This is a genomic window from Paenibacillus sp. GCM10028914 (assembly GCF_042666275.1).
Lineage (GTDB): Bacteria > Bacillota > Bacilli > Paenibacillales > Paenibacillaceae > Paenibacillus_AQ.
Window position 1 is genome coordinate 158,189 of record NZ_JBHTFO010000006.1, and the last position, 25,155, is coordinate 183,343.

Sequence of the window (25,155 nt, forward strand, 5' to 3'; positions counted from 1 at the left end):
CCATGGCATCAGTTAAAATATCCAATAAGCGGCAAGTACCACTCGGAGACCGGATTTTCGATACGCTCAATATTATATTCATGATTTTCCTGATGATTGTTACGATTTATCCATTCATCAATATGCTCGCTGTATCTCTAAACGATCCAAGTGATTCGGTAAAAGGCGGCATTTATTTGTGGCCGCGTGAGCTATCTTTTGACAGCTATAATTATGTGTTCAAAGAGGCAACGATTCTGCATGCCACACTTATTTCTATTCTGAGGACCGTTCTCGGAACCGTTATCTCAACCTTTTGCTCAGCCATGGTGGCCTATGCGATCAGTCGACCGGATTTTGTGCTGCGCAAGTTTGTTACCCTAGCCTTTATTTTGACGATGTATTTTAACGGTGGACTAATTCCGAATTTCTTGCTTATGAGAGAGCTCGGACTTATGGGTAGCTTCTGGGTCTATATCATACCTGGTATTTTGAGCGTCTTTAATATTATCGTTATTCGTTCATTTATCGAAGGGCTGCCGGATGGCATTATGGAGTCATCACGGATTGATGGAGCGGGAGAGTTTACAACCTTTATGCGTATCGTACTTCCGCTGACGCTTCCTGTACTTGCGACGACATCGTTGTTTACAGCCGTATATCAATGGAATTCCTGGTTTGATGTATTCTTGTATAATTCCTCTCACGTCGAACTAAGCACATTGCAATACGAGCTGATGAAGATGTTGCAGAACTCCAATGCTTCTGTAAGCAGTTCAGACGCTGGGGGTGCTTTTGCGAATTCTAGTTCTTCTTCCGCTAACTACGTTACACCGACATCTATTCGTGCTACGATGACCATTGTAGCCAGTCTGCCGATCATTATGGTCTATCCGTTTCTGCAGCGGTACTTTGTTCAGGGTTTGACGCTGGGCGGAGTAAAAGGGTAGGGCAGACTACAATCCATCTCATAGAAAGGAAGCGTTGATCATGAAAAAACAGCTGACACCTAATGAACCACTTGTATCACACATCTTTACAGCAGATCCTTCTGCACATGTTTTTGAGGGGAAGATTTATATCTATCCTTCTCATGATCTTGATCGGGACAACATATCTAACGACAATGGGGATCAGTATGATATGGAAGACTATCATGTTCTGTCCATCGATCACAAGGAGTCAACTTGCACGGATCATGGAGAAGTTCTTCATGTAAAAGATGTGCCTTGGGCTTCTAAACAGATGTGGGCACCGGATGCCGCATATAAGAATAATACTTACTATTTATACTTCCCTGCTAGAGATCATGAAGGTATCTTTAGAATCGGTGTAGCAACAAGTGAATCTCCTGAAGGGCCCTTTGTTCCTGAACCAAACTTTATTCCGGGAAGCTTCAGTATTGACCCAGCTGTTTTTATCGACGATGACAACCGTGCTTACATTTATTTTGGTGGTCTGTGGGGTGGGCAACTTGAGAAATGGCAGACGGGTCAATATCGCATAGAGGGATCGGAACCTGCCCGTGACGAGCCGGCTTTAGGACCTAGAGTCGCTGAATTGAGTGATGATATGCTTCGTTTTCATGATGACGCTGAAGAAGTAATGATCCTAGATGAGAATGGATACCCCCTTACCGCAGGAGATGAGGAGCGAAGATATTTCGAGGGTCCTTGGATCCATAAATATAACAACAAGTACTATCTATCTTATTCGACGGGGACAACCCATAAAATCGTGTATGCAGTAAGTGACAATCCGAAGGGGCCTTTTACATTTCAAGGAACTATTCTGAATCCGGTTATCGGCTGGACAACGCATCATTCTATCGTTGAATTTCAAAACAAATGGTATTTATTTTATCATGACTGCTCATTGTCGGGAGGCGCCAATAATAAACGCTGCGTGAAGTTCACGGAGTTGGAATATAACGAGGATGGGACCATTCGTTCTATCGACCCTTACCATTCTCAAGAATAAGATTTCGAGGCATTATCAGCGTTTTGTCCATACGGACACACGCATGGTAATGCCATTTTTCTTTTGCCTTTTGATTGGTCAATCAATCCGTACCGTGGATGTGCTCAAGTATTATATATTGCTGTGTACCAAATTTACAAAATATTTACAACTACGACGATTTGTCGTACATTCTAACTACGACAAGTTGTCGCAGTAAAAAATAGGGGTGCGCGCCCAATGAAAAATTTAGGAAGATTATCTGAAACAGAAATGGAAGTTATGGAGGTGATTTGGCAGAAAAGTACACCGGTGACCGTTTCAATGCTCCTTGAATCTTTTGAAGAAAAGGGCTGGAAAACGTCTACCATGTCCACTCTTTTAAAGCGATTAATTGAAAAAGGGTTTTTAACAAAAACATTGAACGGAAAAGTGAATTACTACCACACTACGCTGACCATGGAACAATATCGTAAGCTTGAAACCCAGTCCTTCCTCAATAGACTATACAAAGGGAAGGTGAAAAATTTTATTACAGCATTGGTCAATGACGATGAATTTAATCAGAAAGACATTGCTGAGCTAAAAGAATGGTTCAAGCAAGAAAAAGGTGAAGAATGATCGATGTGTTATTAGCTTTAATTATTGCTTCAAGTGTCGGATCGGCGATATGGATTATCCAAAACAGTATACGCCCACTTACACAAAAACTTTTTTCGCAAACGTGGCATTATTATACGACTCTAATACCCGTATTTTTTCTTGTTGGCGGTACGGAAATGATGGTTAGAGTGATCCCGTTGATACGTTCAATATTCCATAAAAGTGTAACTGCATTATCCGGCTCCATTCCTCAGAAAATATCACCTGTGCCTCTAATGGAGGATACGACAGCTGGCAGCTCACCTTTTCTGCAAACCTTAGTTGGTTCACTCCGGGCCCTCGGATACAAAAATGATTTAGTTTTATGGATATTAGTGATTTGGATGGCAGGCATTGTTGTTTTCCTTACAGTGAATTTGAAAAGTTATTGGGTATTTAAGCGGTCGATTCTACAGCATTCTCAAGTGGCCGACATAAACGTAAAGTCCGTAAAGGTGTTTGTAAGCCCCCTTGCGATGACACCTATGGTCATTGGTTTTCTTAATCCCGTCATTGTAATGCCAGATACACGCTTTGAACAAAAAGAACTGGCAATGATCCTCTCTCATGAACTCATACACCTAAAGCGCCGTGACTTATTAGTGAAATTCATAGTTTTGCTTGCTAATTCAATTCATTGGTTCAATCCGATGGTTTACTCACTTAGCAAAAAAATCAACATCTATTGTGAGCTGTCTTGTGATGAAAAGGTCGTTCAGGAAATGGATGAGGAGAGTCGAAGATTTTACGGAGAAACACTGTTGTCTATGCTCGAATATGGCGTCATGCGCAGGAATCTTATCGGTGTAAATAGTCTCTACCATTCTAAAGAAGATATGAAAAGGAGATTAGGGAATCTGGTGAATGTAAAAAAGACAAAAAAATCGATGGTTATGTTATCAGTCGTTGCAAGTATTATTTTAGTTGGCAGTGGCGGGATTGCTGCAGATTATGCAGACGCAGCAGCGAATACTTCCTCCAAATATATGATTGAGGGAGGAAGTAACATAACCGTGAAACGAGCCGATGGCACTACCATCTCCTACGATAAGGATGGAAATATCATACCGGAACCACCGCGTACAGCCCCAAGAGAGCTTACGGCAGATGAAATGGTTGAGCGTATTGAACTGCACCTTGGAAAGGGGCTCCCTGTGCCAGAGGCATACGTTGTCCAATTGAAGAAATTGGGTAAAACAGATGAGCTGACGAAAATATTCGACGGTCTAACTTACATTAAGCTTTATATTCAAGGTGGGGTTGCCACTTTTAGTGTTGCTGATTTGCTCAAACCATAAAATCGTTGGAGTTGATATCGCTTGAAAGCAATAAGAAGGAAATTCATTGCCGTATTGATGCTGTTTGCTTTAATGATCGGTAATTCTGTTCATGCAGATCATGAGTTTTTCTGGTCAGACATAGAGCCCAGGCCTTCATGTACAAGTATCAGCAGAGATGGAACGAAAGGAAACTTGGGTCTTGTAATAGATGGAAAGAAAATTGATCTCGATCTTCCTTCATGTGATGAGGCAATGAAAAACCATGTTTCTGTGTTTGTGGAAGGTAAATATCTGCATGTCGTGGCAAGAATCATTGTTATGCATATTGGAAAACAGGAAATGCTAGTTGATGGAAGTAAAGTAAGTCTTGAAGGAATAGCACCTATGATTCGAGGGAATGTAACGTTCCTGCCGGTTAGACAGCTTGCTGAAACCCTCGGGATTAAAGTCGATTGGAGCAGCGAAAAGCGTACCGCTACATTCACTCAAGAATAGGAAAAAAGAACAGCCAATAAACGGGGACTACCCATCATGTGAGACAAATCAAAACAACTTCAAGTTTGTGAACTAACGAAGTGACCCGTAGGAGGACACCATGAGTCAAGTGCCTTCTTACGGGTCATTTATGTTTTATCGATGAATGAAGTTAGGAGATCGTTTGATCGGGCCCTTGTGGGTCCTGTGAAGCTGTACTTGAACTCTCTTCAGGCTGATCTTTTTTGCGACCTAGTTTCTTCCGCAACCAGTTAAAGCCAGCAACGAACACAGCAGCGATGACATACCAGAACTTCTTAAGCAATAATAGCAGGCCGACTTTCTTGGCAACGGCTAATCCCGCACCTCCGAGAATCAAACCTGTTAAGCCCATTTCAGCCACTTTATCGGTAGATTCATCAAAGTCTTCGTAACGTTCTCCTTGCACAATAGATAACTTCGTTAATATTTCATTGGAAAGAATATCGGATGCCTCTTTACGGCTCTCGCTAGCTGTAACGAGGATCATGCTAATATATCCTTCACGAGTAAGCAGCTTCACTTGATAATTAACAAAGGGTCTTTTTTCATTATCTTCAAGCATCAAGGACCAGGTAAGGTTATGGGTGTCCTTGTCATAATAGGGTTCAACATCCCAACCCGTTACAAATATTTGGTTGCTAGCAGCTCGATCTTCATTACTTGCTTCTGTTCCTTCTTGAATTTCTTTAAGAATTTTATCAGGTTTGATTTTCTCTTTCTCCGCGTTTTTAATGTGGCCTGAATCGTAATAATCAAAATATACAAACCAGTCCTGATCCTCTGCTAAGGGACCAATACCAGCTACCTCTTGTCCGTTTAGTATATTTCCATTTAACTGAGAAAACTTCTTAACGTTTTCTTGATCCAGATAGTAGAAATCTTCTGCGAGTTCTACTGTCCCTACATTACCGATATCAACATTAACGCCATCTCCACCAAAGATCGGTATAATATCACTTTCAGTTGCTAATGCCGTGGTAGGGAGTACCAGCATTAGAGCCATCAATAATCCAAAAACTCGTTTCACGTTTACATCCTCCATATCTGTAATAGATCCTAAAACTTTGGTCATCATATCACAGGTTGGGAATATGTACTATATTTGGATATTTTGATACTTTTTTCATGTTCACGAGAAATAATCAGGATATTTAAGGGTATAAGGACTTGAATGAATAGTATAATAGTAGGTCTAAGGGTTTGGAGTATATTATGAGATTACATAATGATGATAATAATATTCCTCCGTCCGTCGTATAATGTCATATTTCATTGACTCTGGATCAGAGGAATTTGTGAAAAATAGTTGAAAGTTCCCAAGATTTCGGATCCTTTTTATACCTATGTAAACATTTTGGGGAATAAAAGTTTTTTTGACCTACCTGAGAGTAAAGAGAAAAAGGCGCCTTGTGAAACTTCTGTTTCCGTTTGTGTTCCTTGGAAAGAAGAAGTACTGACGCCTGGATAAAAGATGAGAGGATGCTTTATAGCTTTGCGGATAGGTGACGCAGTATAGGTTCTAAAGGCTGGGGAGGGAGCAGTGCTAACAGGTCGCCTTTTTCACGCAAACGATTCTCGATGTTGAGCAGATGAAAATCTGTTGGTGAAACGTTCTGAGACACCTCATCCCAGGTTAATGGCGTGGATACGGTTGCCAGCGGGCGCGCTCTTGGTGTATAAGGTGCGGCGAGTGTTCTTCCACTGTAGTGCTGAAGATAGTCAAAATATATTTTGTCTCCCCGGTTTTTCTTAAGTCTTTCTATAGTAAAGAGCTTAGGGTGTTTCTCGGTAACATACTGGGCGACGAATTGTCCGAGTGTCCGAAGCTGGTCAAATGTGATTCCTTCCGAGATCGGAACGATAATCTGGACGCCTGTTGCACCTGATGTCTTCGGTACGCAGGAGATACCCAGTGAGCTCAGTACATGACCAACAATGGATGCAGCTTCCATAATACGCGGTTCTTCTGGCAAAGTAGGGTCTAGATCAATCATCCATTCACAAGGAAGTGTGCTGCCTGCCAGATGTAAAGAAGGATGGAATTCCAGTGCAGCCAGATTACCAAGCCACAGCAACTCAGGGAGTCCATTTAATAGAACATAATTGATATTTTCGTGCTGAGCTGTTTTGACGAAAGGAGGCGTGGGTTCAGGTGCGTTCTTTTGATAGAAGAATTCACCTGGCACTCCATGCGGATAACGAATTGTCGTAAGCAGTCTTCCTCGGCAATAGTGGAGCAGAAAGGGAGACAGAGCAGCCAGCTTCTGTAAATACATCGCTTTGGTTATCCCAACCTCTGGCCATAGCGGTTTATCCGGGTTCGTAACTATAATTTCCTGTCCTTCAATGATGAGTGTTCCTTTGACCTGTTTTCTCATGGGGAATCCAGCCCTTCAATGCCAAGCAGCTTTGGGTGACGCATCATGCCGTCCTGGCTCCATTCTAAAAAGGTGACTTGTACGGTTAACGGCTCACGGAGCCATATGATAATTTCTTTTTTTAGATCGTTGTGCAGCTCTTTCCAGTGTGAATGTCCTTGGTGTAATTCTGCATACTGAAGCAGCTGCCGCTTGGTATGTTCATTCAGGCCTAATGAGGCTCTGCCGATGTAGGACCCGTCTTCGCCGGTAAGGACAAGACTGGCCACCCGTCCATCCCGGACAATGACTGCTACCGCATCTGTTGTTAAATGTACGGCTATTTTTTTCTTGTACCAATCCTGATGCTTCTTCCCTAAGCGGTAAGGAGAGGAGAGCCGTTTTATCACAATGCCCTCCCATTTTCGTTCCTTGGCCCATTCCCATAATGTCTCCCCATCACGGAATAAATCGGCTACGAGCAAACCTGGTTTATTCACTACAATTTCCTGAAGACGCTGGTGGCGTTCGATATAAGGCAAATGCCGGAGGTCGCGTTCTCCCTCAACTAAGATGTCGAACAACACATATGTGAACAAGGGAGCATTTGTGCTAAGCGATCGAGAGCGTTCCCGCTGGAGAACTTTCTGAAATACAGGTCGACCCAGTTCCGGATGAAAATATACAACCTCTCCATCCATCAACAGTCGCTGCCCTTTAAGTTTTGATAGGGAATCTACAATTTCGGGGTAGAGAGCTGTCTTATTTAGCAGCTTACGGGATACAAGTGATACTTTATCCCCTTCGATCATAGAGAGGATGCGTACACCGTCCCACTTTAATTGGAACCCCCATTCATCCCCAGAGGGGATGGATTCCGTCATGATGGGCGCCATCGGCTCTTTAGGCAGAAGATGGTTTAAAGTCGTCATGTTCAGGAGACCGTATCTGTCTTCTTGGTTTTCGAAGTGCGCCGTTTCGGCTTAGGTCCACCAGCATCCGGTACAGCACCGGCTACTTTCGCTACAGGCTCCTTAGCAGCGGTCTTCCGGGTTGACTTCCGTGGTTTAGGTGTCGTTCCGGGATCGGTTGGAATCGGTTTAACTGCTTCAATGCTCGCTTGCAGAGCTGCCATGAGGTCAACAACATTCGTCTCTTGGCGGGCAGGAGCAATCTTCACTTCTTCTCCGGCAACTTTACTTGAGATTGCCTCAAGCAGTCGTTCCCGGTAATCATCTGTATATTTGCTAGGTTCAAATGGGGTGGACAGTTGATCGATCAGCATCCGTGCCATTGTGAGCTCTTTTTCATTAACCGCTGTGTTCTCCGGTAGGTTTGGAACTTGTGAAATGGGACGTATCTCATCAGGATAGAATATCGTTTCAATGGCCAAGCATTCCTCGATAACACGAATCGCCGCCATGCTGCTCTTGGAGCGGATTGCAATTTTGGCAATGCCGATCTTCCCGGATTGTCTCATCGCCTCAAGCAAGAGTCGATAGGCGTTGGCTCCTGCCTGATCGGGGGACAAGTAGTAAGTTTTTTGGAAATAGATCGGATCAATTTCTGTCAAATCCACAAAATCAAGAATCGTAATATTCTTACTATTCTGCTCCGAAAGCTGCTCCAGCTCTTCTTTCTCGAAGAGAACGAACTTCCCTTTCTCGTATTCATACCCTTTGTTGATCTCTTCCCAGCCGACCTCTTCTTCACAAACCGGACATTTGCGGACGTAAGAAAGCGGACTGCCGCAAGTTTTATGCAGGTATCTCATAGAGATATCTTTGTCCTCCGTGGCGGAGAACATTTTAACGGGAACATGAACAAGCCCAAAGCTGATGGCACCTTTCCAGACGGTATGCATCTATGATTCCTCCCTATCATTTTTTTTAATTAGTTTGCCCAAAAAAAGGCGCTATATAAGCTTGAGGAAGAGAACTACAACCTTTTCATCACTACGAATGAGGATCTTATCATCCGATTATTAGGAGCTTCGATTTATTTGTATAAATACTTAAACTTTGTGCCATATTGACGTTGGAACCCTATGGATTTTCTCCAGATGTCAGGAGGTGCAAGTATGGCCCGGAATTACAATGAGAATAAAGATTCGGAGCAGGCTGCATCTGAGCCAGTTAATGGGGAAATGCTCGATTGGAGTCAATTAACCTCAGAAGACAGTGAAATGAGCCGCGAGTCTACGATGTTAGATATCGATCGCATGGTGAATGAGGGGCTTGGCGGTGGTAATGTGACAGAACATAACGGTCTGATCGGTTCTACAACAACAGATACGATGGTGACGGTGGATGAGACGCCAAGGAACACAGAGAAGCGAAAGGAGTTTGAATAGACAATGGAAATGGAACGAGCTGTACAAATTTTCAAGTCCGAAGATACGTTTAAAGTGAAATTAGAAGGTGAGCCGGTATGGATTGAGCAAATCGATCCAGCGAACGGCATGGCAACCGTTCAAGTAGGATCAAGGCCGACTAATACGGTAACGGTGAATGTGGAGAGATTGGAAGAAGGCGAGTAGCAGGGGACTCAAGCGGATAGCAGCATTTCACAAACACCTATTTTCGTAGGGGCTTCTTTTATGGAGACTTAATCGGGAATAGGTGTTTTCTCTTTCCCTACGCACTTCCCTTGCGGCAGGGTGAGGAGACCGATATAATTAAGGACAAGTTAAATTGAGGCAGTAGTTATGTCAAAAAGGTGGGTATACAGGTGACAGAAAGCGGTTATGATTTCCGTTATATTTCTAAGAATCCGGCAGATACGGAACAACTAGCCGCCTGGCTGGCTGGGCGTTCGATTCCAGGAACGGTAATTGGCCTGGATGGGGATTTGGGAGCGGGAAAGACGGCGTTCTCCCAAAGTTTTGCCAAACACCTTGGTGTAAACGGTGTAGTGAACAGTCCAACATTTACGATTATTAAAGAATATGAGGGGCGTCTGCCTCTTTATCATATGGATGTATATCGTTTGTCTTTGGATGAAGCGGATGAGCTTGGATTGGACGATTATTTTTTCGGAGAAGGGGTCTGCCTCGTGGAATGGAGCAGTCTCATAACCGATATTCTTCCCGAGAATTATCTTCACATTTCGATTGAAACGACAGGATTATCAGAGCGATTAATCGAACTAAAGAGCTTTGGTGAGCCTTACGGCCAGTGGTGCCGGAACTTGAATGAAAATGGGGTTAGCAACAATGAATAATGAGAATACAAAGCCGCGCCAGCGGTTTTTGGCGCTGGATTCGGCCACAGCTACGTTAGCAGTTGCCATCATGGAGAACAATGAGTTGTTGCACGAAATCAATGTCAATGGAGAGCGTAATCACTCTGTTCATATGCATCCGGTTATAGCCCGCGCTGTAGAAGAAGCGGGTTTGACCGTGAATGATATAGAAGGAATTACAGTCGGTGTAGGACCGGGATCGTATACCGGGGTTCGGATGGCTGTTACAGCAGCTAAAACGCTATCCTGGGCGAAGAAGATACCTGTAGTCGGAGTTTCCAGTCTCCATGCGATTGCGTGGGGCAGCCTTGCTTATGGGCTGAAGGAAGAGAAGACTGGGCAGGAACGGCATTGGATCATCCCACTGCTTGACGCAAGGCGAGGTCAGGCTTATACTGCACTCTTCATTGGTGGGACTGCTGATGCGCCCATTCGTGTTGAAGCGGATGCTATTCGCTTAATGGCAACATGGGTAGATGTTTTATCTGAACGGCTGAAATCCCTTAATGAAGAAGAGATGCCAGCAGCGATTTGGTTTACAGGAGATGTCGCGGTTCATGCAGAAGCTGCAGAGCTACTTAGAGAAGTATACCACGGGCCTGTGCATATTCTTCCTTATGAGCTTGAAGGTCGCTGGGTCGGTCTGTTGGGCGCGAAACGATTGCTTAACGGAGAGTCAGACGAAATGCATGCATTGGTACCTAACTATACACAGCTTTCCGAGGCGGAAGCGAACCTGCTGCGCAAGCGGTGAAGGGAGCGTAAGAGAGGAACATGGGACAGAAACACGGAGCGCAAGCCAGTGAACAGGGATTATCTTTCCGCTTGATGACATTGGAAGACATACCAGATGTCATGGTCGTTGAGCATGATGCATTTACTCTACCTTGGACAGAGGAAGCATTTCGAAACGAACTTAAAATGAATCATTTTGCACGTTATATGGTGATGGAATATGAAGGCCAAACGATTGGATATGCTGGAATGTGGACGATTGTCGATGAAGCGCATATTACCAATATTGCATTATTAGGAGCATACCGGGGGCGAAAATGGGGAGAACTGCTCCTCAGCGAGTTAATGAAGACCGCCGCTTTTTTAGGTATGGAGCGAATAACGCTTGAAGTTCGGGTCAGCAACGAAGTTGCTAAGCGGTTATATACCAAAAAAGGATTTAAGCCAGCAGGCATCCGTAAAGGTTATTATTCCGACAATGGGGAAGATGCTCTCATTATGTGGGCTGATTTGCCCACTTACCGTGAAGACGGAGGCGAGGAAGGAAGCGAAGCTTTATCATGAATGAACAGAACATAGAACAGCACAGCTTAATATTAGCAATAGAAACGAGCTGCGATGAAACATCCGTCGCGGTTGTGAAAGATGGACATGAAGTATTATCGAGTGTGATTGCGAGTCAGATTGAGACCCATAAAGCCTTTGGGGGAGTTGTGCCGGAGGTGGCGTCACGGAAACACGTAGAGAGTATTACGATGATTCTGGAGGAAGCTGTACATGAAGCGGGCATTGAGATGCAAGATCTCTCGGCGATCGCTGTCACACAAGGACCAGGTCTTGTTGGGGCGCTGCTGGTAGGTGTCGTTGCAGCCAAAAGTTTAGCTTATGCGCTTGGAAAACCGCTGATCGGAACGCATCATATCGCGGGTCATATTTATGCGAATCGTATTGTTGGTCCGATTGAATATCCATGTATGTCTCTCGTCGTGTCCGGTGGACACACAGAACTCGTATACATGAAGTCCGAAGGCAGTTTTGAACTCATTGGCCGTACACGTGATGATGCTGTAGGGGAAGCATATGATAAAGTGGCACGCGCACTGGGCTTCCCGTATCCGGGAGGACCTCATGTAGATAAACTGGCCTTGGAGGCAGAGGAGGCCGTAACGCTTCCCCGTGTATGGCTGGAGGCAGACTCCTATGACTTCAGCTTCAGCGGTCTGAAATCAGCTGTGCTGAATGTCGTTAATCAGAGTAAAATGCGTGGAGAAGAGATTAGAACGGGGGCAATCGCTCGTGGTTTCCAAGAATCCGTGACCGAGGTGCTGGTGGAAAAAGCAGTGCGTGCAGTGAAAGCTTTTGGTGCCAAGCAGCTTCTGCTTTGCGGAGGGGTTGCTGCGAACCGTGGTTTGCGTCGTCTTCTCTCAGAACGCTGCGAGACCGAAGGAATACCATTAACGATTCCACCTCATCAATATTGTACGGATAACGCAGCTATGATTGGGGCCGCTGCTCATCTGAAATGGAAGCAAGGCGTATGGACGCCGCTTGATATGAAGGCAGATCCTCAGTTGTCTTTGGAAGAATGGGCGCAGGGAACAACGAATTGAGTGATCGCTTGTTAGGTAGGATCCAATAAAGTTTATCGAAATTTTAAGCCTGTCATCTCTGAACTAATAGATGGCAGGCTTTTTTATTCGTGTATACGAATGCCTTATTCTGTCAAGTTGTGGACAAGGTTATCCACATGTCCCCTCCAAAATGTGCGCAAACTCAAAAAACATAGATAAATAAAAGGTTTGAAAAAGAATGAAAACGGGGGACGGAAATTTCACGGAAATCTGTTGAAACTGTGGATAATGTGGATAAGTTAGTGGATAAACTTGGTTCTTTTTGCTCAAAAGCTTATTTAGCAACAAAAAAATGGCCTGATAGGCCATTTTCAAGTCATACTTATGCACTTAAGCTGGGGATAAACATGTGCATAAGTATAATATTGGAATTCTAGATATTTTGTGAATTTTTAAAGTCTTTTTAAAAATCGCCGTATTTAAGCTTCCAGAAGAGATTCCCATTCGGTAAAGATTTCATCTAGCAGTGCTTTTTTGGTATCAGCAACCTGTTGACGTTCTTGAAGTGCCATATAGTCCTGATAGATTTCGGGCAGAGCCATCTCTGCTTCTAATTGAGCAATCTCAGTTTCAAGCGTATGAATCTGCTCCTCTAAGCTAGCCAGCTTTCGTTGTCGGTTTCTTTCCTCACGCTTCGCCTGCTTATCCGCTTCAAAAGAATTGGCGCCTTGTTTATCTGCAGGAGCTTCTGTGATGATCTCCTGTTTCGTTCCTGGTCGAGAGAACGGTTCAGAAGGTTCGTTGTTCATTTCATCGATCTCTTGTTTCTTATCTGTGTAATCGTCGTAATTACCCAGGAAATGTTGAACGCCGTCAGGATGCAGCTCAACAATACGTTCTGCCATTTTATTTAGAAAGTAACGGTCATGCGAGATAAAGAACAATGTGCCTTCATAGTCCATTAATGCAGATTCCAGCACTTCTTTACTAAACAGATCGAGATGGTTGGTCGGTTCGTCCAAAATAAGCATGTTTGCTTCTAGAAGCATGAGCTTGGCAAGAGATACACGTGCTTTCTCTCCACCACTTAAAGAGCCTATCTTCTTCAGAACATCCTCACCACTGAACAGGAAGTTACCTAAAACGGTACGGATACGAGCTTCCTCCATATGCGGATAAGCGCTCCATAGTTCTTCCAAAACCGTGTTTTTTGGATTCAGTTCGGACTGTTCCTGATCGTAATAGCCAATTTTGACTTTGGTTCCCCACTGGAACGTGCCGGACGAAGGCTTCATATCGTCGATCAGGCATTTAAGTAAGGTGGATTTCCCGATACCATTTGGACCGATCAGAGCTACGGTTTCTCCTCGGCGCAGATCAAACGTCACATTACTGAACAATGTTTCGCCGGGGTGAAATGCAACAGACAGATCTTTAACCTGAAGCACCTCTTTACCAGACATATATTCAACCTCAAAGGAGAAGTGAGCTTTTTTTAGATCCCCCATCGGCTTGTCCATCCGTTCCATCCGGTCAAGCGCCTTGCGGCGACTTTGTGCACGTTTAGTAGTAGAGGCACGAACAAGGTTGCGCTGAATAAAGGTTTCCATACGTGCGATCTCATCCTGTTGTTTCTCGTACTGCTTCAGTTGAGATTCGTATTCGGCAGCCTTTAATTCTATATATCTGCTGTAATTTCCTGTATAACGTTTTGATTGATGCCGCTCGATTTCTACAATCGTTGTTACGAGGCGGTCAAGAAAATAACGGTCATGGGATACGACGAGTAGTGCGCCTGAATAACCGCGCAGGTAATCTTCGAGCCAGGTTAATGTTGCGATATCCAAATGGTTCGTAGGCTCGTCGAGCATCAACAGGTCCGGAGCCTGTAGAAGAATACGCGCCAGCGCAAGACGGGTCTTCTGACCACCGCTCAGGGTGGCGATGGGGGTGTCTGGTGAAAAGGTTCCAAACCCCATACCATGGAGAATACTGCGGATGCGCGTCTCCATTTCATAGCCGCCATGATCCTTGAACCAGTCGGATTTGACCGCATATCGGTCAAGTAGATCTTGATAACGCTTTGGATCTTCACTTGATGCTGGATCAGCAATCTGTTGCTCCATTTGCCGAAGCTCGCGTTCTGTCTCAATCAAGGGCGTGAATACGTCCAGCATCTCCTCCCAGATTGTGCGATCTGATTGTAGTCCACTATTTTGTGCTAAATACCCGATTGTCGTTTCTTTGGCTTTAAATATTTGTCCTCCGTCGTAAGATATATCTCCCGCCAAAATTTGAAGAAGGGTCGATTTTCCCGCGCCGTTTACACCTACCAGTCCGATTCGTTCTCGCTCTAAAACCTGTAGGTTGATACCATTTAGTACGGGGGTGACTCCATATAATTTTGTAATGCCATTGGCTTGCAGCAGCATAAGAGTTAAAACCTCCATCTATATGTAATTCATAAATTCATCGTGAAAATTTCGGATGATGATAACGTAAGTTTACATGAAAAATGTTAAACAAGCGACCGGGTAGATAATGACTTCTGGCATTCTTGGCGAAAGGGAGGAACAGTGGTAAACTAATGTTAATTATAAGCAGGAGAGGAAAGACTGGTTTGAACATTTCTGTATCCAAAGCTGAACTTCGTGCACATCAGATTTCGCTTAGAGATTCTATAACCGGCAGCCTTCGCGAAGAGCTTTCCGGTCAGGCCTGCCGTTATGCGGCTGAACTTCTGACAGATACTCGTGTACAGAGTATGCTCGTGTATATTCCATTTCGTTCTGAGCTTGACACACGTCCCTTGATTTCATGGGCTTGGAAGAACGGCGTGGATGTTATCGTGCCCAGAAGTCTGAAGGAGAACAGAATGATGGAGTTATACAGTCTGCACAGCTGGGATGAACTGATGAAAGGTTCATATGGCATTCTCGAACCAGATCCTCTTCGAGCTCAGAAATGTCCTGAGGATGTAATCCCGGGAATCGTATGGGTACCCGGACTGGCATTCGATCGGCTTGGTGGCAGGCTCGGCTATGGTGGCGGATATTTTGATCGTCTTCGTGAACGCATTCTGACGAAAGAGAACGATGGGCATAATATTCCTTTATGGATCGGTTTAGGGTATGAAGTGCAGTTGACTGATCATGTACCTATGGAGTGTCATGACTTGCGTCTGGACGGGCTTATAACAGAGAATGGTTACATAAAGTCTGGATTGTAGCGGAAGGTGATGAAATGGAACTTAGTCATTTTAATGAGCAGGGTAGAGCGAAGATGGTGGATGTGAGCGATAAAGACGTTACATCCCGAACAGCTACTGCAGTAACGACCGTTAAGATGCATCCGGATACGCTTCGTCGTATTCAAGAGGGCGGCGTTGCCAAAGGAGATGTACTCGCGGTAGCGCAGGTAGCGGCTATTATGGCTGCTAAGAAGACATCTGATTGGATCCCGATGTGCCATCCACTTCCCCTTACGGGAGTTAACGTGGAATTTGGTAATAACGGGGTGGACGAACTATACATAGAAGCAACCGTTAAAATAACGGGCAAAACTGGAGTTGAGATGGAGGCTCTTACAGCTGTTTCGGCTGCTGCTTTGACCGTTTATGATATGTGTAAAGCGATGCAGAAGGATATGGAGATCGGTCCGACGAAATTACTCAAGAAGACCGGTGGCAAGAGTGGAGATTACCTAAACGAAAGAAGATAGCTAGAATAAGCATTCTTCTTTCTATTTATGGAATATATAGAAGAAAGATTCGGCTGAAGGGGAAGGAGAGGGTACTCATGTTGTGGAAGACGGCGATCCTGACTGCGAGCGATAAAGGCTCACGGGGGGAACGCGAAGATACGAGCGCCCAAGTTATCCGGGAACTGATCGAAGAGGAACTGGGCGGCGAAATTATTGAATATCGTATTGTTCCCGATGAAGAGGATGAAATTATTGCAGCATTGATCGAATTGACGGATTATTTTCAAGTGGATTTGGTTCTTACAACCGGAGGAACGGAATTAGCGGTAAGAGATGTAACACCAGAAGCTACGATGCGGGTGGTTGAGCGGGAAGTACCTGGTATCGTTGAAGCGATGAGAGCTACAGTTATGCAGAAGAACCGAAGTGCTATGCTGTTTCGAGGCGTGTGTGGCATAAGGGGACGTACTCTGGTTCTCAATTTGCCAGGTTCTCCGAAAGGTGTACACGAGAATCTCGCTGCTGTCATGGATCAGCTGCCAGAGGCACTTCTTATGGTAACAGGGCAGTACCGCGAATAACACTCGAACCCATATCGAATTTAGAGAAGATTGTACAAAAAATGTCATCATTCTATAATGAATGTCGTGATTTGTACTGTATATGTGATTTTTCTTATGGTATGATGGCGTTATATATGTCAATTGGCTGATTTTTGAAATTTTGCAGTTACAACCTGTTTGATTGCGAGGGCTTTATTCGACTTGTTTCAAATAGGACAAGGAGGAGAATGGGTATGGGCATCGGAGTACCGGGTGTTATTTTGCTTGTTATCTTAGGATTGCTGCTGTTCGGTCCGAACAAGCTACCTGAGCTAGGGCGCGCTGTTGGTAGAACATTCCGTGAGTTTAAGGATGGTGCACGCGAAATTATTGAGGATGAGCCGGTTTCTAAGAAGCAAGCAGCTCCTCAGCCTGTCGCAGCACAGACTAAAGCTGAAGATAAACGTCTTCCCGAATAAGTACAATTTCGTGAAGTGAATACCCTCCCTCGGGAGGGATTTTGTTTTACATTAGTATCATCCAAGTTTGTGCAATGATTGAATTAGAAACGGAACTCTCCTGGGATGAGGATCCAGCCGTTTCTTCTTGTGCTGCCGGGATACATATGAGGTGATATCTAGCGTGACAGAGAAAATGGAAGAGATGGCACTTGTGGAGCATCTGGGTGAGCTTCGCAAGCGAATCATTGTTGTACTTGTCGTGTTTGTTGGCGGCTTGATTGCGGGGCTGTTTATAGCTGAGCCAATCTATCATTATCTGACAGAATCAGAGCAAGCTAAGAGATTTGAACTGAATGCTTTTTCTTTTTGGGATGGTATTGGGATCTATATGAAGATCGCGGCTCTTTTCTCACTTGTTATATCTGTTCCGTTTATTTTTTATCAAGTGTGGGCTTTTGTAAAGCCAGGGCTACGCGAAGTGGAGCAGAAGGCGGCCGTGCGCTATGTTCCCTATGCTTTCATTCTTTTTATCATGGGGACGCTCTTCGGATACTACATCGTATTTCCGATGACACTGCACTTCACGACATCTATTACTCAGAGTATGGGACTACAGGAAACGTACGGGATTTCGAATTATTTCAACTTTATGTTCAATTTAGTACTCCCTCTGGCACTGATATTCGAGCTGCCGCTGGTTGTGATGTTCTTAACGAAAATTCGGATTCTGAATCCGCTTAGACTAAGAAAAATGAGACGTCTTGCTTACTTTGCTCTTATATTTGTGGCTGTGGTTATCACTCCACCGGACTTTATCTCTGATTTCCTAGTATCTATTCCACTGATTCTTCTATATGAGTTCAGTGTCTTCCTTTCGTCGTTGTTGTATCGTAAACAATTAGAGGCAGATCTAGAGCGGGAGAATCGCTATACAAGAGTTGATGAAGAGTAAAGCCGAAGTGAATACCGTCATTCATTTGAGAAGAGTGTCCTAAATAGGGATGCTCTTTTTTTGTGGATTCTAAAAGATTAGTTAAGCATAAAATAAAAAGTCGTGGATAAAATGGAGAGAGGAGTCATGAGGACAAACTTCTTTTTAAGCGAATCAGATCAAAAATTGATCAAAAAATATCGCAAAAGACTTGAAATCTTCAGGCAACTTGAGTATCATAAAGTTGGTTGTTAGCACTGACGATGGTCGAGTGCTAATACATAAAGCTTTGAACGAAAAAGTACAACAATATAATTTTTATAAGGAGGCTATTTTTTCATGATCAGACCTTTAGGTGAACGCGTATTGGTAGAACCAATCGAACAAGAAGAGACCACGGCATTCGGTATCGTGCTTCCGGACTCCGCTAAAGAAAAGCCGCAAGAAGGTAAAGTTATCGCTGTAGGTAGCGGTTCTTTGAAAGACGGTGTGCGTGTAGCTTTGGAAGTTAAAGAAGGCGACCGTGTTATTTTCTCGAAATACGCTGGAACAGAAATCAAATACGAAGGTAAAGAATATTTGATTATGAAAGAAAGCGACATCCACGCGATCTTGGGTTAATTCACAACCTGAATATAAGAATGCTGAAATTTTCATAATCCATTAGGAGGTATGTAATATCATGGCTAAAGATATTAAGTTTAGTGAAGACGCCCGCCGCGCAATGCTTCGCGGTGTTGATGCATTGGCAAACGCAGTTAAAGTAACGCTCGGTCCAAAAGGCCGTAACGTTGTTTTGGAGAAAAAATTCGGAAGCCCGCTCATCACAAATGACGGTGTAACGATTGCTAAAGAAATCGAGCTGGAAGATGCATTCGAGAACATGGGTGCTCAGCTTGTTAAAGAAGTAGCTACAAAGACTAATGATGTTGCCGGTGACGGTACAACTACTGCAACCGTTCTTGCTCAAGCAATGATCCGTGAAGGTCTGAAGAACGTAACTGCAGGTGCTAACCCAATGGTCATCCGTAAAGGTATCGACAAAGCGGTTCGTGCAGCTGTAGAAGAACTTAAGAGCATTTCCAAAACTATCGAAGGCAAACAGTCCATCGCTCAAGTTGCTGCTATTTCTGCAGCTGACGAAGAAGTTGGTCAACTGATTGCTGAAGCTATGGAAAAAGTGGGTAAAGACGGTGTTATCACGGTTGAAGAATCCCGCGGTTTCTTGACTGAGCTGGAAGTTGTAGAAGGTATGCAATTTGACCGTGGCTACATCTCCCCATACATGATTACAGATACGGATAAAATGGAAGCTGTTCTAGAGAATCCATACATCCTGATCACAGATAAGAAGATTACGAATACGCAAGAAATCTTGCCAATCCTTGAGAAGATCGTTCAACAAGGTAAAGCACTTGTTCTGATCGCTGAAGACATCGAAGGCGAAGCTCAAGCGATGCTGATCGTGAACAAATTGCGTGGAACATTCAACGCTGTAGCTGTTAAAGCTCCTGGCTTTGGTGACCGTCGTAAAGCAATGCTGCAAGACATCGCTGCATTGACTGGTGGTCAAGTGATCACTGAGGAATTGGGTCTTGACCTGAAATCCGCTACAATCGATCAATTGGGTACAGCTCGTCAAGTGCGCGTAACGAAAGAGAACACGATCATTGTGGACGGCGCTGGTAACAAAGAAGACATCGCTGCTCGCGTTAAGCAAATCCGTAACCAACTCGAAGAAACAACTTCCGAGTTCGATAAAGAGAAATTGCAAGAGCGTCTGGCTAAATTGGCTGGCGGCGTAGCCGTAGTTAAAGTCGGTGCGGCAACTGAAACAGAATTGAAAGAACGCAAACTTCGCATCGAAGATGCTCTGAACGCAACTCGCGCTGCGGTTGAAGAAGGTATCGTATCCGGTGGTGGTACTGCGCTTGTGAACGTATATGGCGCTGTTGCAGCGGTAGAAGCAGAAGGCGATGAGAAGACAGGCGTGAACATTGTTCTGCGTGCTCTTGAAGAGCCAATCCGTACAATCGCTGCTAACGCAGGTCAAGAAGGTTCCGTAATCGTTGAGCGTCTGAAAAAAGAAGATATCGGCATCGGCTACAACGCTGCTGCAGATACTTGGGTGAACATGTTCGAAGCAGGTATCGTTGACCCTGCTAAAGTAACTCGTTCTGCTCTTCAACACGCAGCTTCCGTTGCGGCTATGTTCTTGACTACTGAGGCGGTAATCGCTGATAAGCCAGAACCAGAAAAAGCAGCTATGCCAGACATGGGCGGCATGGGTGGAATGGGTGGCATGATGTAAGGCAATAAAGCCTTAGATCATGTGCCTAGCGGAGTGAATTTTCGTCTAAATTAGACGGGGATTTGTGAAGCAGTCACTGTTACAAATTATAAATGAAGCAATGACCACTTCTTAATAGTCTTATTAAGGAGTGGTTTTTTGTGTTGTAAAGTTTGCATTTCAAGAGGTATCGACAAGAATTTTGTGTAAATGAAAATATCTTTCCTTGTAGAAGATGGTTCTAATCCTTGGTGGAGAACATTTCCAATAGATCGGAATGTGCTTGGTCAAATTCAATATGACAGCGTGTAGCGAAGGGGATGAGGTTGTACTATTTTGGAAAAACATAGTAGAATGGTGTCTATTTCTATGAGGTATTTTATGACGACTATTAAAATAACTCCTGAACAAGTTATTACAGTCTCAGCTCAGTTTGATGAATCAAGTAAGTTTATTCAACAAATAAATGACCAATTAGTTAAACAAATACTATTAATGCAGTCCACGCTATTTTAGTTCCTGAAAGAATGCCCCCATGTCTCTTCGGACTCAGAATCACCTAGCGTGTGTCCAAGTACTTCACGAGTACCATCGGTATTGACGCCTGTGGCGATTAACAGACCGCGAGAACGAACACATCCGTCTTCACGCACCTTCAAGTACATTGCATCGACAAGTACTAGTGGAAAATGGCTGTCACCAAGCAGACGGTTGCTCCAAGCCTGCACGATGGGATCAAGATTCTTGCATAGCTCACTCACCGTAGACTTCGAGAATTCTGCACCACATAACTCTTCCGTGATTTGCTTAACTTTGCGAGTAGAGACACCATTGACGACCATCTCCATTAAAGCAAGTACAAAAGCTTGCTCACTACGTTGATACCTAGCAAATAAATCCGTATAGAACTTCCCGTTCCGGATCCGTGGAATATGAAGGGTAAGTGTACCTACACGTGTCATTAACTTATGTGGATACGAGCCATTTCGGTATCCCTTGCTCTCCTCAGCTCGTTCGTAACGTTCTGCCTCCAAATGTTCCGTTACCTGCGCTTGTAAGACTTGGTTTAATACGGATACCAGTAGTTTGGCCACACCCGTATCTTTAGAATCTCCAATAAATATATTGATGCAAAATTTCTGAATCTACATTAATCTGATATTGAGCCATTTCAAATCCACCTCATTAGTTTGTTGTCTCGACAACTTCATTCTACTTGAGGGTTTTGAATATGGCTCTCTTTAATTATTGGAAGAACCTATTTTACACAATTATACGGACTCAACTGAAATTTTCCTTCTTATCATTTTCAATGAGTGTATTATTGATGTATTTTGATGGCGGATTGTAATATGCAGTCCGAGAGCTAAAAAATAAAAGGCCCATGTATGGATTCATGTAAAATGGAAGTTACCACATCATCACTATTATAGGAGAATCCAACATGAGCTACGCCCATCTTAGCATAATTGAACGCAGACAACTAAGACAACTAGAGGCTCTACATCGTCTAGGTTGGACAGCACGCGAGATTGCCCGTGAATTAAAGAGGCATCATTTTACCATCGCACCGAGAACTAAAATGAGGAAGAATGGATAAACTCTATGCAGCACAGACCGCTCAAGAGGCTTACGAACAGAGGAGATCCTCCTCTGTTCCAAAAGGGAAGTGTACACCCGAGTTGGCTAAAGAAATTGAAGATAAGCAAACGGCATAAACCCCAAGAAACTCGCGGTCGGTTTCGAATCGGTAAGCCTATTCGTCAGAAACCTAGAGAGGTTCGAGTACGTAAGGCTTTTGGTCATTGGGAACTAGACAATGTTGTGTCCAGCCGTGGTATAAGCAAGACTTGTTCAGCTAACTTTGTCGAACGTAAAAACCCGAATGTATGTCGCTCTCAAAATGCCGGATCAAATGGCGCACTCCATTGAGGTTGCTCTTGGTATTCTTGTAAGTCAGTATCCATTTTCAGCCTTTTTGACCGCTACGTCAGATAGAGGTAAAGAATTCGCTTGCTGCAAACCTGGAAGTAATACCTAATCCTTCAATTATCTATTCTAAGGACTTTAAGAAAATATTTCCTTCCCTATGCTCAACTCCACCTATATAGGAAAATTGAAGTCCATCTTTTCCTCAAGTTCTTCTTGTGTCGAATCTCTTGCTTTTCTAATTGCACGAACATGACCTCCAAAAAATCCCGAAAAATCAGATGTGTTAATTACCTCTCTATCAAAGTAGAGAAGTTAGTTTGGAAAGTAGATTCACAAACTATAAAAATTTATTATAATAGTACTTATGAGTATTATTGGTAATGGGAGGAGTTTGATGTTATTAAGTTTGAAAGATAGCGTTAAGAAATATGTGTAAATGAAAATATCCTTGTCTTGTAGAAGATGATGCTAGCCCTGGTGGAGAACATAGTCAGTATATCGGAACGAGCTCTGTCAAAATCAATATGGCACGTGTAGCAAAGTGCTGGTTGTAACTTTCAAAGTGAGAAACTAAGATTTTTTCAAGCGCTTCTTTATGTGGAAATTGCTCTTTAAGCTTGGTATATCGGTTAATTTGATTGTTGAAAGATTCATTTTAATTAGTCGAATAAATGCTTCTCCATATAGAGTCTGGAAGCTATAAAACGTGAAGATGTATTGGTTATCTTGTAGAGATTTAACAACCTTAGGATGAGTAGATTTTAGTTGTTGCAGAAGGGCTCTAGAGATTCTCTACCAGCTTGCTCATCCCTTGCTCGGTAAAGTCTTTACAAATCTCAGCATGATCAGATACGCGTACTCTATGGCAATACTTCGAGCTAAATGGACACAATATGTTTGGTATTTTGCCTTTGGATAAACTTCGCTAATGCGTCTACAATGATTCATAGGGAAGACTACTCTTTGAATTGTTGTGTGGTAACTCAATTCTACAAGCAGAGGTCTTCCTTTTCTATTTACACAAGATATTTTACGTTCTCGTTTGACAAAATAAACAAAATTGTTTTGCTTAAAATCACATCCTAGATTAACACATTCAGAAGAGGGGTCTTTTGTAAATGGAAACTGCTTTAGCACTGATTGGAGTAGGCAGCTTTTTAATTTTTGTTATTATATTGATTATTGCAATTTTTGGATTACTACTCAGAAAAAGTTGGGGAAAGAAAGGCTTAACATGGTCGATATTACCGCTACTAGTGTTTTTTATCTGTGTTGGTATTCAAATAATCAGCAACTCAAATTCTCCTGAAACAGATGGCAGTATAAAAGATTCAAAAACTAAGGTAATAATTGACTTTGATGATTTCAAATACAAAGTGGAGAAGTTTAAGTATAACAGGGAGAATAATTCGGTTGATATTGAATTATCTACTAATATTCCAAGTGGTACAAAAGTTAATGTTGGTCTAACCAAAATGTTAGTTGGTGAAGAAGGAATTGATATTGACTTAAATGACCCAGTTTTGAAGAGTTTAAATTTAGAAAGGGAGGAAAAGATGGTTGAAGACGGAAAACTCAATCTTCATTATGATTCCTCTGATACAACAACAACCTTCATTAATGGGCAATATGGTGTTTGGTTAGATTTTGAAGTGGGTTCGTTAATTAATGAGGATTTATATGATGAGATGGGAACCATGGATGAAGCTAAACAAAGGTTTATAAACACTACTATTTCGGGAAATGCGGAAGAAGGCGAATATACAGTAATACTAGGTCAACAGTATTTTGAAATCACAAATTCCGTCTCATATAATGACTTAAAAAAGCAGGAGCAAGAAAAAATACAGCAAAAGAAAGCTAGTGCAAAAGAAATTCGCTTTGCAGAACTTGATAAGAATCCTGACAAATATTATGGGGAATTTGTTAAGTATCAAGGTGAAATATTGCAAATTATAGAGGACGAAACTTCTACTGTTATTAGATTGGCTGTTACAAAAGATTCGTATGGATATGATTTTAATGACGTTGTATACATCACTTATAAAGGAACAACACCATTTGTAAAGGAAGACATTGTTACAGTTTATGGGACAATACAGGGTTCTTACACATATGAATCTCAAGCAGGACATCAAATAACTCTACCATACTTAGAAGCTGAAATTATTGAATAATATAACTTGTAGTCTAAGAGAGCAGTGAAAAGGCTGTTATCTTTTTTAAATATAATGCTTAACAACAACTGTAATTCTGGTGTGGATAAAATGAGAAATCACATAGTAATTAACTGTTGTTGCTTGTGACAAATTTAAAGGGGATATGTAACTGTAATCAATTAAGCGATAATACGGGAAAAGATTTTTGTTACCAATAGTTTGAGTATGTAGCCTATTAGGTGAATGCAAATTAATAGATAAAAGTTAACATTCGATTCATTCGAAATATTGTGCATTTATCGATTTGGGTGGTATGCTAAAAGCACCATACAAAAGTATACATTCAAATCGTTGATAAATAACTTATTGGGAAGTGGTAGTTGCCCAATAAGTGAGAACGGAAAACGATTTGAAACCTTAATTCATCAACTAAAGTAACTTGTTCCGCTCTTCAAAACGCAGCTTCCGTAGCAGCTATGTTCTTGACTACTGAAGCCGTAATCCCTGATAAGCCAGAACTAGCAACTCCTGCAGCTCCAGGTATGGACGGCATGATGTAATAACGCCAAAAACCTTTGATACAACAAGGGTTTAGGTGAGTACGGGTAACATTAATTTTTTAGAGGCATCTCATTAGTTCTCCGAACTTTTGAGATGCCTCTTTTTTTTGCGTTTTGTGATATGCAATGTAGATTAACTTTCGGACATCGGCATTAATCACATTAATGACTTTGAGTTAACTTGGAATAGTAGGTGTTACATTGCCATTCAGGGGCGAGCGAATTAACTCTTGAGGTGGTTTTTTTGTATGTAATTAAACTCTACCCCAAAATCACTATGTCATGAGATAATATAA

At 42.9% G+C, this 25,155-nt stretch carries 24 protein-coding genes and 4 pseudogenes; 21 read left to right on the plus strand and 7 right to left on the minus strand.

Going from position 1 to position 25,155, the window contains the following annotated elements:
- Positions 1–2 precede the first annotated feature (2 nt).
- The 5 genes from ACFQV5_RS05380 to ACFQV5_RS05400 all read left to right on the plus strand — a co-directional run bounded on the left by ACFQV5_RS05380 (position 3) and on the right by ACFQV5_RS05400 (position 4,355).
- Positions 3–929 carry a carbohydrate ABC transporter permease gene (locus ACFQV5_RS05380; protein ID WP_379244392.1) on the plus strand — a complete coding sequence of 309 codons (927 nt, stop codon included), beginning with the start codon at positions 3–5 and terminating at the stop codon, positions 927–929.
- Between the two features lie 40 nt (positions 930–969).
- Positions 970–1,959, plus strand: a complete 990-nt coding sequence (locus ACFQV5_RS05385; protein WP_379244394.1) for a glycoside hydrolase family 43 protein — start codon at positions 970–972, stop codon at positions 1,957–1,959.
- Positions 1,960–2,178: 219 nt separating this feature from the next.
- Positions 2,179–2,559 (plus strand): BlaI/MecI/CopY family transcriptional regulator, encoded by a 381-nt coding sequence (locus ACFQV5_RS05390; RefSeq protein ID WP_379244396.1) that lies wholly within the window; start codon positions 2,179–2,181, stop codon positions 2,557–2,559.
- Entirely contained in the window at positions 2,556–3,878 is a 1,323-nt protein-coding gene (locus ACFQV5_RS05395) for a M56 family metallopeptidase (RefSeq protein ID WP_379244398.1), read from the plus strand. The genes ACFQV5_RS05390 and ACFQV5_RS05395 overlap by 4 nt, the downstream gene beginning before the upstream one ends.
- A gap of 21 nt (positions 3,879–3,899) precedes the next feature.
- Entirely contained in the window at positions 3,900–4,355 is a 456-nt protein-coding gene (locus ACFQV5_RS05400; RefSeq protein ID WP_379244400.1) for a copper amine oxidase N-terminal domain-containing protein, read from the plus strand.
- A gap of 151 nt (positions 4,356–4,506) precedes the next feature.
- On the opposite strand, the gene ACFQV5_RS05405 is transcribed toward ACFQV5_RS05400, so the two are convergent.
- The 4 genes from ACFQV5_RS05405 to ku all read right to left on the minus strand — a co-directional run bounded on the left by ACFQV5_RS05405 (position 4,507) and on the right by ku (position 8,597).
- The gene (locus tag ACFQV5_RS05405; protein ID WP_379244402.1) at positions 4,507–5,403 is read right to left on the minus strand and encodes a DUF2167 domain-containing protein; all 897 of its coding nucleotides are present in this window, start codon (positions 5,401–5,403) and stop codon (positions 4,507–4,509) included.
- A gap of 457 nt (positions 5,404–5,860) precedes the next feature.
- A complete protein-coding gene (ligD, locus tag ACFQV5_RS05410; RefSeq protein WP_379244404.1) occupies positions 5,861–6,754 on the minus strand; it encodes a non-homologous end-joining DNA ligase in 894 nt (297 codons plus the stop codon).
- Positions 6,751–7,617, minus strand: a complete 867-nt coding sequence (locus tag ACFQV5_RS05415) for an ATP-dependent DNA ligase (protein WP_379244406.1) — start codon at positions 7,615–7,617, stop codon at positions 6,751–6,753. The genes ligD and ACFQV5_RS05415 overlap by 4 nt, the downstream gene beginning before the upstream one ends.
- A gap of 50 nt (positions 7,618–7,667) precedes the next feature.
- Entirely contained in the window at positions 7,668–8,597 is a 930-nt protein-coding gene (ku, locus tag ACFQV5_RS05420) for a non-homologous end joining protein Ku (protein ID WP_379244408.1), read from the minus strand.
- Positions 8,598–8,813: 216 nt separating this feature from the next.
- Here ku and ACFQV5_RS05425 point away from each other — a divergent pair, with 216 nt between their 5' ends.
- The 6 genes from ACFQV5_RS05425 (at position 8,814) to tsaD (ending at position 12,321) form a co-directional block, all read left to right on the plus strand.
- The gene (locus ACFQV5_RS05425) at positions 8,814–9,086 is read left to right on the plus strand and encodes a hypothetical protein (protein ID WP_379244410.1); all 273 of its coding nucleotides are present in this window, start codon (positions 8,814–8,816) and stop codon (positions 9,084–9,086) included.
- 3 nt (positions 9,087–9,089) lie between these two features.
- The gene (locus ACFQV5_RS05430; protein ID WP_379244412.1) at positions 9,090–9,272 is read left to right on the plus strand and encodes an H-type small acid-soluble spore protein; all 183 of its coding nucleotides are present in this window, start codon (positions 9,090–9,092) and stop codon (positions 9,270–9,272) included.
- A gap of 185 nt (positions 9,273–9,457) precedes the next feature.
- Complete coding sequence (gene tsaE / locus ACFQV5_RS05435) at positions 9,458–9,955, plus strand: tRNA (adenosine(37)-N6)-threonylcarbamoyltransferase complex ATPase subunit type 1 TsaE (RefSeq protein WP_379244521.1); 498 nt, start codon at positions 9,458–9,460, stop codon at positions 9,953–9,955.
- Positions 9,948–10,730 carry a tRNA (adenosine(37)-N6)-threonylcarbamoyltransferase complex dimerization subunit type 1 TsaB gene (gene tsaB, locus ACFQV5_RS05440; RefSeq protein ID WP_379244414.1) on the plus strand — a complete coding sequence of 261 codons (783 nt, stop codon included), beginning with the start codon at positions 9,948–9,950 and terminating at the stop codon, positions 10,728–10,730. Before tsaE ends, tsaB begins: the two co-directional genes overlap by 8 nt.
- 20 nt (positions 10,731–10,750) lie before the next feature.
- Positions 10,751–11,275 carry a ribosomal protein S18-alanine N-acetyltransferase gene (gene rimI / locus ACFQV5_RS05445; protein WP_379244416.1) on the plus strand — a complete coding sequence of 175 codons (525 nt, stop codon included), beginning with the start codon at positions 10,751–10,753 and terminating at the stop codon, positions 11,273–11,275.
- Positions 11,272–12,321, plus strand: a complete 1,050-nt coding sequence (gene tsaD / locus ACFQV5_RS05450; RefSeq protein ID WP_379244418.1) for a tRNA (adenosine(37)-N6)-threonylcarbamoyltransferase complex transferase subunit TsaD — start codon at positions 11,272–11,274, stop codon at positions 12,319–12,321. The genes rimI and tsaD overlap by 4 nt, the downstream gene beginning before the upstream one ends.
- A 440-nt stretch (positions 12,322–12,761) precedes the next feature.
- Here tsaD and ACFQV5_RS05455 read toward each other — a convergent pair whose 3' ends face one another.
- Positions 12,762–14,714: an ABC-F family ATP-binding cassette domain-containing protein gene (locus ACFQV5_RS05455; RefSeq protein ID WP_379244523.1), complete on the minus strand. Its 1,953-nt coding sequence runs from the start codon at positions 14,712–14,714 to the stop codon at positions 12,762–12,764.
- 188 nt (positions 14,715–14,902) lie between these two features.
- Between ACFQV5_RS05455 and ACFQV5_RS05460 the strand changes: the two genes are divergently transcribed.
- The 7 genes from ACFQV5_RS05460 to groL all read left to right on the plus strand — a co-directional run bounded on the left by ACFQV5_RS05460 (position 14,903) and on the right by groL (position 20,229).
- Positions 14,903–15,511, plus strand: a complete 609-nt coding sequence (locus tag ACFQV5_RS05460) for a 5-formyltetrahydrofolate cyclo-ligase (protein ID WP_379244420.1) — start codon at positions 14,903–14,905, stop codon at positions 15,509–15,511.
- 14 nt (positions 15,512–15,525) lie between these two features.
- Complete coding sequence (gene moaC, locus ACFQV5_RS05465; protein ID WP_379244422.1) at positions 15,526–16,002, plus strand: cyclic pyranopterin monophosphate synthase MoaC; 477 nt, start codon at positions 15,526–15,528, stop codon at positions 16,000–16,002.
- A gap of 77 nt (positions 16,003–16,079) precedes the next feature.
- Positions 16,080–16,565: a MogA/MoaB family molybdenum cofactor biosynthesis protein gene (locus ACFQV5_RS05470; RefSeq protein WP_379244424.1), complete on the plus strand. Its 486-nt coding sequence runs from the start codon at positions 16,080–16,082 to the stop codon at positions 16,563–16,565.
- A 209-nt stretch (positions 16,566–16,774) separates the two neighbouring features.
- A complete protein-coding gene (locus tag ACFQV5_RS05475) occupies positions 16,775–17,005 on the plus strand; it encodes a twin-arginine translocase TatA/TatE family subunit (RefSeq protein ID WP_379244426.1) in 231 nt (76 codons plus the stop codon).
- 163 nt (positions 17,006–17,168) lie between these two features.
- Complete coding sequence (tatC, locus tag ACFQV5_RS05480) at positions 17,169–17,939, plus strand: twin-arginine translocase subunit TatC (RefSeq protein WP_379244428.1); 771 nt, start codon at positions 17,169–17,171, stop codon at positions 17,937–17,939.
- Positions 17,940–18,257: 318 nt separating this feature from the next.
- Positions 18,258–18,539, plus strand: coding sequence for a co-chaperone GroES (gene groES / locus ACFQV5_RS05485; RefSeq protein ID WP_054956559.1), 282 nt, complete (start codon positions 18,258–18,260; stop codon positions 18,537–18,539).
- Between the two features lie 61 nt (positions 18,540–18,600).
- Complete coding sequence (gene groL, locus ACFQV5_RS05490) at positions 18,601–20,229, plus strand: chaperonin GroEL (RefSeq protein WP_379244430.1); 1,629 nt, start codon at positions 18,601–18,603, stop codon at positions 20,227–20,229.
- Between the two features lie 500 nt (positions 20,230–20,729).
- Here the strand turns inward: groL and ACFQV5_RS05495 are convergent.
- A pseudogene (locus ACFQV5_RS05495) lies at positions 20,730–21,378 on the minus strand (IS256 family transposase); the annotation flags it as partial.
- A gap of 274 nt (positions 21,379–21,652) precedes the next feature.
- Between ACFQV5_RS05495 and ACFQV5_RS25555 the strand changes: the two are divergent.
- A pseudogene (locus tag ACFQV5_RS25555) lies at positions 21,653–22,225 on the plus strand (IS30 family transposase); the annotation flags it as partial.
- 334 nt (positions 22,226–22,559) lie between these two features.
- Here the strand turns inward: ACFQV5_RS25555 and ACFQV5_RS25560 are convergent.
- Positions 22,560–23,070 (minus strand): annotated as a pseudogene (locus ACFQV5_RS25560) (transposase); the annotation flags it as partial.
- Positions 23,071–23,258: 188 nt separating this feature from the next.
- Here ACFQV5_RS25560 and ACFQV5_RS05515 point away from each other — a divergent pair.
- Both ACFQV5_RS05515 and ACFQV5_RS05520 read left to right on the plus strand, forming a co-directional pair.
- A complete protein-coding gene (locus ACFQV5_RS05515; RefSeq protein ID WP_379244438.1) occupies positions 23,259–24,317 on the plus strand; it encodes a hypothetical protein in 1,059 nt (352 codons plus the stop codon).
- Between the two features lie 410 nt (positions 24,318–24,727).
- Positions 24,728–24,859: pseudogene (locus ACFQV5_RS05520) on the plus strand (TCP-1/cpn60 chaperonin family protein); the annotation flags it as partial.
- Between the last annotated feature and the right edge of the window lie 296 nt (positions 24,860–25,155).

Excerpts from the sequence above, each read along its gene's own strand:
- tsaB (WP_379244414.1), top strand. The coding sequence starts at position 9,948 with ATGAATAATGAGAATACAAAGCCGCGCCAGCGGTTTTTGGCGCTGGAT.
- groES (WP_054956559.1), top strand. The coding sequence starts at position 18,258 with ATGATCAGACCTTTAGGTGAACGCGTATTGGTAGAACCAATCGAACAA.
- ACFQV5_RS05395 (WP_379244398.1), top strand. The coding sequence starts at position 2,556 with ATGATCGATGTGTTATTAGCTTTAATTATTGCTTCAAGTGTCGGATCG.
- ACFQV5_RS05515 (WP_379244438.1), top strand. The coding sequence starts at position 23,259 with ATGGAAACTGCTTTAGCACTGATTGGAGTAGGCAGCTTTTTAATTTTT.
- ACFQV5_RS05425 (WP_379244410.1), top strand. The coding sequence starts at position 8,814 with ATGGCCCGGAATTACAATGAGAATAAAGATTCGGAGCAGGCTGCATCT.
- ACFQV5_RS05430 (WP_379244412.1), top strand. The coding sequence starts at position 9,090 with ATGGAAATGGAACGAGCTGTACAAATTTTCAAGTCCGAAGATACGTTT.
- ACFQV5_RS05390 (WP_379244396.1), top strand. The coding sequence starts at position 2,179 with ATGAAAAATTTAGGAAGATTATCTGAAACAGAAATGGAAGTTATGGAG.
- tsaD (WP_379244418.1), top strand. The coding sequence starts at position 11,272 with ATGAATGAACAGAACATAGAACAGCACAGCTTAATATTAGCAATAGAA.
- ku (WP_379244408.1), bottom strand. The coding sequence starts at position 8,597 with ATGCATACCGTCTGGAAAGGTGCCATCAGCTTTGGGCTTGTTCATGTT.
- groL (WP_379244430.1), top strand. The coding sequence starts at position 18,601 with ATGGCTAAAGATATTAAGTTTAGTGAAGACGCCCGCCGCGCAATGCTT.
- ACFQV5_RS05470 (WP_379244424.1), top strand. The coding sequence starts at position 16,080 with ATGTTGTGGAAGACGGCGATCCTGACTGCGAGCGATAAAGGCTCACGG.
- rimI (WP_379244416.1), top strand. The coding sequence starts at position 10,751 with ATGGGACAGAAACACGGAGCGCAAGCCAGTGAACAGGGATTATCTTTC.
- ACFQV5_RS05415 (WP_379244406.1), bottom strand. The coding sequence starts at position 7,617 with ATGACGGAATCCATCCCCTCTGGGGATGAATGGGGGTTCCAATTAAAG.
- ACFQV5_RS05385 (WP_379244394.1), top strand. The coding sequence starts at position 970 with ATGAAAAAACAGCTGACACCTAATGAACCACTTGTATCACACATCTTT.
- ligD (WP_379244404.1), bottom strand. The coding sequence starts at position 6,754 with ATGAGAAAACAGGTCAAAGGAACACTCATCATTGAAGGACAGGAAATT.
- ACFQV5_RS05455 (WP_379244523.1), bottom strand. The coding sequence starts at position 14,714 with ATGCTGCTGCAAGCCAATGGCATTACAAAATTATATGGAGTCACCCCC.
- moaC (WP_379244422.1), top strand. The coding sequence starts at position 15,526 with ATGGAACTTAGTCATTTTAATGAGCAGGGTAGAGCGAAGATGGTGGAT.
- ACFQV5_RS05475 (WP_379244426.1), top strand. The coding sequence starts at position 16,775 with ATGGGTATGGGCATCGGAGTACCGGGTGTTATTTTGCTTGTTATCTTA.
- ACFQV5_RS05380 (WP_379244392.1), top strand. The coding sequence starts at position 3 with ATGGCATCAGTTAAAATATCCAATAAGCGGCAAGTACCACTCGGAGAC.